This is a genomic window from Protofrankia sp. Cas8 (assembly GCF_963555845.1).
Taxonomy (GTDB): Bacteria; Actinomycetota; Actinomycetes; order Frankiales; family Frankiaceae; genus Protofrankia.
On the sequence record NZ_CAUVXI010000008.1, the window covers coordinates 37169 to 43509 of the forward strand.

The 6341-nt window shown below is 69.7% G+C and carries 4 protein-coding genes; 3 read left to right on the forward strand and 1 reads right to left on the reverse strand.

Going from position 1 to position 6341, the window contains the following annotated elements:
- Positions 1–213: 213 nt before the first annotated feature.
- Complete coding sequence (locus tag U9977_RS02930; RefSeq protein WP_322747589.1) at positions 214–1941, forward strand: hypothetical protein; 1728 nt, start codon at positions 214–216, stop codon at positions 1939–1941.
- A 130-nt stretch (positions 1942–2071) separates the two neighbouring features.
- On the opposite strand, the gene U9977_RS02935 is transcribed toward U9977_RS02930, so the two are convergent.
- On the reverse strand, positions 2072–2986 hold the full coding sequence (locus tag U9977_RS02935; RefSeq protein ID WP_322747590.1) for a hypothetical protein: 915 nt from the start codon (positions 2984–2986) through the stop codon (positions 2072–2074).
- Positions 2987–3099: 113 nt separating this feature from the next.
- On the opposite strand from U9977_RS02935, the gene U9977_RS02940 reads away from it, so the two are divergent.
- Positions 3100–4086, forward strand: coding sequence for a lipase family protein (locus U9977_RS02940; RefSeq protein WP_322747591.1), 987 nt, complete (start codon positions 3100–3102; stop codon positions 4084–4086).
- Positions 4083–6341 (forward strand): tetratricopeptide repeat protein (locus U9977_RS02945; protein WP_322747592.1); only part of this gene is annotated, 2259 nt, incomplete at its 3' end. The genes U9977_RS02940 and U9977_RS02945, both read left to right, overlap by 4 nt.

Genomic DNA, 6341 nt, shown 5'->3' on the forward strand with positions numbered 1-6341 from the left:
AGCCTGAAGGAGTGCTCGTTTCCAGCCTGAAGGGGTGCTCGTTTCCAGCCTGAAGGGGTGCTCGTTTCCAGCCTGAAGGAGTGCTCGTTTCTAGCCTGAAGGGGTGCCGATTTCTAACTTTGAGTGCCGCCGATGTCTAGCATGGAGATGCGTCGGTCGCTGACATCCGCAGCCGTGGACCGGGCTAGAACCAGACGCTGTTCCGGTCGAAGGGTGACGTCACGGCGGTCGGGTTCAGACCTGCTGGCATGCGCCACGCTCGTCGGACTCGACGTCGCGGTCATCGTCGCCTTATGGCCGACCCTGGTCCGGCCGCTCTGGTACGACGAGGCATGGCGCGCCTATCACATCAGCGTCGGTGCAGGCTGGTTCGAAACCCTCAGAACGGCGAACGCGCCGCTGTCATTCGGCTGGTTCACGGTCGAGAAGCTGGCGGTCACGGTTGGCGGCAACACCGAAGGTGTCCTGCGGCTGCCGCAGATCGTCGCGCTGATCGCGCTGTCGCTGTTCACCTATGCACTGGGCCGGTGGTGGCTCTCCCGGCCCGCGGCCACGATCGTCGCCGGACTGCTGAGCGTCAACGGCGGGCTGCTCGTCTATGGAATGCAGCTGAAGTCCTACCTGCCGGAGGCCACCTGCGCGGTGGCCACGCTGTACCTGTGGCTGCGGGCGCGCCGTGCCGTGACCGCCGGCGGCTCCCCGTGGCGGGCGCAGCTGGGCATGGCGGTATGCGCGGTCATGAGCGTCACGTCACTGTTCGTCCTCGCTCCCCTGCTGCTGTTGGATGTGCTGGACGCCGGCCAGGCGGTGGGCTCACGGCGTCCGGCCGTCCTGCGCCTGATCGGATCGGTGCTGGTCGGCGCCACCGGGGCCGTGCATCTCGCGCTGTTCGTCCTGCCGCAGAGCTACCTGGCCGCGAATCCCTACTGGCGGAACTTCTTCATCACCCGGAACACCGCGGTCGGCCAGCTGCGCACGGCCGGGTGGGAGCTGCCGCGCAACGCGTTCACGGCGGCGATGACCCGTCCGGACGGGCAGTTCGGCTCGCCCTTCACCGGTTCGCCGCTGCTGGCCGACCCCGACCAGCGACTCCACGTGTGCGTGATCGCGGGGGCACTGCTGTGTTGGGCGGTCGGCAGCTATGTCGCGGCACGGGAACGGGCCGGCCGGGCGTTGCTGGTCGCGCTCGGCGGAACGCTGCTGCTGATCGTGCTGGCCTCGACGCGAGGACAGTGGCCGGTCGGCTTCGTGCGGGCCAATCTGTTCGTGTTACCGTTACTGTACGTAGTCGCAGGTATCGGCGCATCGGCTCTGGTCGGGCTCGCCCGAGCGCGAATCCGACGGTCGGTCATGGTGATCCCCGTACTGGCCGTTCCGCTGGCAGTGGTTGTGGCCGCAGCCGTGGCCGTGACAGCGGTGAGCACCCAGCGGATCATCCAGATCCGGGCCAGCGCGAACGGCCCCCTGTTACTCGGGGACATGCGGGAGCTGGTCGCCACCGCCGAACGGACCGCCCGGCCGGGTGACATCCAGATCGTGATCCCCGGGCGGTGGGATGAAAGGCAGTGGTACAAGGCACAGCAGTACTACGTGTCGTACTACAACGGTTACCCGGCATCCGCTTCGCTGGCGGCGCCGATCGCCGAGGTGAACACCCTGGTGCTACCGCCGCTGGGTTGGAACACCTCGATACCGGCGTTCCTCGCCGCGCGTCCGGACGCCGGTGCGCTGTACCTGATCACCTACAACCTGGTCTTCCCGGACAGCCTTCACAGCCTTGACAGCTCGCTCGCCGCGCTCGGCTGGTGCCCGGACGACTCCGGCCGGCGGTCCTGGCCGTTGACCGGCCAGCTCACCCGCTTCATCCACTGCCCGCCGTCCACGACCGCAACGACTCAGAACAGTGGTGGTTCCGGGCAGGGCTCCGGTTCGGTCCGGTAGACCCGCATCTCCGGGCTGGAGCTGGAGTGGGCGGGTTTCAAACAGACGTGAAAATCTTCCGTGTGACAGTACCGTCATCGGCTCCTGTCGCATGTTCGTTTCGTGGTTGTCAGTGGGCTTTACTCGCCGGCTATTGTTCGGCGAGGTGGATAAGCACACCGTTCTCATCACGCCAGGGCAGGTCGTGTGTGGCGAGGCGTTCGAGGGTGGGTAGGTCGATACGTCGTGCTCCGACTGATTCGGTGAGAACGGTGGAGGCCTGGATGTTCGCGGCCACGCCCAGGTAGAGCAGGATCGCTGAGACGAATATTCCGGCCGCCCACCACGGGTTTGCCGTTACCGCAAGAGTTCCGATCAGGAAGGTGAAGGGAAGCACCAGGCCCATCCGGAGTTCGTATTCCGCCCGGTAGCGGTCGTAGGCGGCGTAGATGTCGGCTTCACGGCCCACGATCCGGACGGGGGTACGCAGGAGATCGAGCCGGCATTCTTCCTGGGGGTCAGCGGTGTCGAGCAGCGCGTCGAGGAGACGGGCACGCACCGCCGGGATGGTGCGGGCCTGTTCGATGACGATATCCGGATCCGCCTCGAAGCCCGCGGCGAGGCTGGTGCCGTGTGCGGCAGCGGTGACCTGAACCGCGTGGAGCCGTCTCGCTGTTTCCGCGCGGATGACGCCGTCGGTGAGGAAACGTTCGTCTATGCGGAGATACACCAGCGATATGATCGTGGCGCGAACGCGTTGCCATTGGGCGCGGGGCATGAATCGACGCAGACGGGTGGCGGCGAGGAGATTCCCGAGCCGGTTGATCAGCGGGTTGGCGGCAATGGAAACCACGCCGACCAGGTACGCGGCAAAGGTGACCGCTGCCGTGACGGCGGCCCGCCCGGCGGCACTGCCGAGTGTGACGACGTCGTGAACGACGCCGGTCGGATGCGCCGAGGGCTCGAGGTGCGGTGCGAAGACGAGCCACAGACCGAACAGCCACAGGTAGCCCGCGGCGACCGGTGCACGTAGGTCTCGCAGACCGGGTAGCAGCGCAGCGAGCACGGTGTGACCGTAACTGGCCGATGCTGTGCGGGTATGTGCCGGGTCGGGTGTGTAATACCGGTGGGACAGTCACGGCTCACGCCAGGTGACGGGGGGTGCCGGTGGTGGCTGCGGTGGTGTTCGTGCATGGGATCGGCCAGCAGCAGCGGGGTCCGGCGACGCTGGCCGGCCCGTGGCAGGCCGCGCTCGCCGACGGCGTGTGGAAGGCCGGCCATGGCGACCTCGCGGCCCGGCTGCGCCAATCCACCGCAACCGCCGGGGCGCTCGACGTCGAGATGGCTTTCTACGCGGACCTGTTCGACCCGCCGGACCGGCAGGGCCGGTCGACCGACCTGGGTGACCTCGACCCGTCCGAGGTGGCGGCGCTCGAAGAACTGGCCGGGGTCCTGCTCCGCCGGGCCGCCGGCGCGGCGGGCACCGAGGCGGACCGGCGTACCGCCCAGGATGAGGTGGCCCGGCTGGAGGGCAGGCTCGGTGAGCTGCAGGGCGTCGGGAACGTGGCCCGCGGTGCGTTGGCGGCGGTAGCACGGCTGCGCTGGTTCGGCCCGTTCGGGATGGCCGTCGCGCAGCGGTTCGTCGTCCGCGCGCTCGTGCAGGTCGTGCGCTACCTCCACGAACCCGTGCTGCGCCAGCAGGTGCAGGCCCGGGTCGCCGGTGTCGTCGGTGACGACACCCGGGTGCTGATCGGGCATTCCCTCGGGTCCGTGGTCGCCTTCGAAGCGGCCTGTCGGATGGGTGGCAGACTTCCCCTGCTGGTCACGTTGGGTAGCCCGTTGGGGATCCGCCGGCTCGTCTACGACCGGCTCGAGCCGCAGCCGCCACGGTTCCCCGAGCGGGTGGACCGGTGGGTCAACGTCGCCGCAGACGATGACATCGTGGCCGCGGTACCGGGCCTGACCGGCCTGTTCCCCGCGGGCGCACCGCCAGCCGGGACACCCGCCAACCGGGCCGTCGACAACCGCACGGTTGATAACCGCACCGTTGACAACGGGTCCGCCCCACACGACGTGATCCACTACCTCACCAAAAAGGCGGTCGGCGCTCCGGTTGCCGACGCGCTCGCCACCGACGACTCACCCCAAGCCGGGGGGCAGCGGTGACCGGCCGGGTGGTTCTGGTAATCGGGTCGCAGTGCGAGGCGCTGGGGGACCTGTCATTCCTACCCACGCTGGCGCAGGAACTGTACGCCGCGTTCACCGACCCCCTGGTGGGTCGCTGCGGATCCGCGCTCGGCGACCAGCCAGGGCTCGTCCTCAACCCGACGCTGTCGGACATGGCCGCTCGGGTCATGACGGCGTTCCGGTTCGCCCATGACAACGGGTCGGCGTTGTTCCTCGCGTTCGTGGGCCATGGGCAGGTCGGGTTCGACGGGTCCACCGCGACGGGCCTGTCCGACTTCTACCTCCTGCCCTACGACTGCGCCGACCCGGACCGCCCGTCGACCGGTAACGCGTGGCTGGTCGGGCAACGCCTACGGGAACTCCTCCGCGACCATGACCAGATCGACGGGCTGGTGGTTCTGCTCGACGCCTGCCACAGCGGGCAGGCCGCGGTGGAGGTCGCCCACGGGGTGGCCTCGGTCGCCATGGCCGCGGGGAGCAGGTTCGACCTCCTGACCGCGACCGACGACCGGCCCGCCACGGACGGCTGCTTCACCCGAGCGCTGACCGAACTGCTGCACGCCGGGCACGCCGGGCGCGGTGCATGGATCGGCTGCCAGGACGCCCATGACCTGATCACGTGCCGCGGCCAGTCACCGCAGCGCAGCACGTTCGACGGCCATCGAGTCACCGCCGTGGGCGATCCCGGGTTGTGGCTGGCGCCCAACCGGCAGCGTGCCCCCGGCCGTATCCCACCCCCGGGCGATCCGGCGAGCGCGATGGCCGACGACCTCACCACCGGCCTGGAAACGCCGCGGATGGTGGAGGGGCTGCTCGCCCGCGCCAGCCGCGCCCGCTGGCTTGCCGTGGTCGGCCCGGCCGGCTCGGGCAAGTCCACGCTGCTCAGCGCGCTCGCCCGACCTGAACTGACCAGGGCCACGGTCCCGGACCGGTTCCTCCATGCGCTGGTCTATCTCGACCGCACCACCACCCTGTACTCCCTCACCGACGCTCTGCACAGGCATCTCGATCACAGCGTTCCCGGGTTCCGCACGGCCGTGGCGGCCTACCGCGACAGCCAACCCGCGGACGCACTGGACCAGCAACCGCCCCTCGTCCACGACGTGACCGGGCCGCTGCGGCACCTGCCCGGCGATGAGATCATCCGGCTGGGTGTCGACGGTCTCGATCAGCTCGACGACACCACCGGCGACGGCGTCGTAGCCGCTCTCGTCGCCATGGCCGAGGATCCCAACCTCTCCCGACTGCGGCTGATCGTGACCAGCCGCGAGCCCGGCCCCGCGGTGACCGGCGGGCAGCAGTTCACGGTCGACACCGCGGCCCCGGCCAGTCTGGCCCGCTACCTGCAGCGCCGCCGCGTCCCGCCCGCCGCCGCCGACACCCTCGCGGACCTGTGCGCCCGCGGGGCCAGCGCCTGGCTGCTGGCACGCCTGATCGCCGACACCTACGCCGCGCTCAACCAGACCGAACGCGACACCCTGCTCGAACGTCTGCACCTCGGCGACAGCCGGACCGAGCTCCTGGCCGGGCTGTTCGACCGGATCCTCGACCAGGCCGGCGCCTACGACGCCACCGCATGGACCGCCAACCTCCTGCCCGTGCTGACCCCGCTCACCGCCGCCGGCGCCGGGCCGGTGATCCCGATCGATCTGCTCGCCGGGGCCAGCGGCTGGCTCGACGGACCCGACCGGCCGAAGGACGTCCGCGACGTCCTGGCCCGGCTGGGCCGGCTCGTCGTGCGCTCCCAACCCGGCACCGCCGGAGAACTGGTCGGGTTGTTCCATCCCGCCCTCGTCGACCATCTCAGTCGCCATACCCGCCGGCCCCTCGACCCGGCCGCAGGCCGGCGCATCCTGCTCAACGAAGTCGAGAAACTCGCGCCCATCACCGGTATCTACACCGACAATCCCCTGTACCGGTGGGCCGCTGGATCCGAAGCAGAATATCTGTGGCAGAACGGGCAGATCAGCGCCGCTCTCCGCGCCCTGCAACGCCGGCCGCTACCGACCCCCCGCGCCAACCTCACCCGCTGGACCGAGTGGCACCCCCGCATCCGCACCGCACGCGGCCCCGACCACCCCGACACCCTGACCACCCGGGGCAACATCGCCTCCTGGACCGGGCAGACCGGTGATCCGGCCAAGGCGCTGCGGCTATTCCGAGAGCTGCTACCCGACCGGGAGCGGGTTCTCGGCCCCGACCACCCCGACACCCTGACCACCCGGCACCAAATC